The organism is Streptomyces niphimycinicus (assembly GCF_018883605.1).
GTDB classification, from domain to species: Bacteria; Actinomycetota; Actinomycetes; order Streptomycetales; family Streptomycetaceae; genus Streptomyces; species Streptomyces niphimycinicus.
In genome coordinates this window covers 1-249 of the sequence record NZ_JAHLEM010000778.1, presented here as the reverse complement: position 1 = coordinate 249, position 249 = coordinate 1, and the positions used below count along the sequence as shown (strand labels likewise).

Genomic DNA, 249 nt, shown 5'->3' with positions numbered 1-249 from the left:
GCGCCGGGCGAGCGTGGTGTCGTCGCGGCGCTCCGGCACCGGCCGCGCGACCTCGCGGACCGCGAGCCGCGGGTCCACGGTGAGCGAGGTGGCGCCGAGCGGCTCGGTGAGGGCGCGCAGCGCCGGTTCGCCGAGCCGGATCCACGGCTGCCGGGTGCCGAGGACGGCGGTCAGCCGCTGCCGGGTGGAGAAGCCGACGGCAGGTACGGCCGCCATGGGGGGTTGGCAACTGCTCGTCCGGGAGCGTGT

1 protein-coding gene is annotated in these 249 nt (G+C 77.9%); it reads right to left on the bottom strand.

Translation table 11 applies throughout. From position 1 onward, the window contains the following. A partial coding sequence (locus KN815_RS42510; RefSeq protein WP_372458623.1) for an SAV_915 family protein occupies positions 1-216 on the bottom strand: 216 nt, incomplete at its 3' end. Positions 217-249 lie beyond the last annotated feature (33 nt).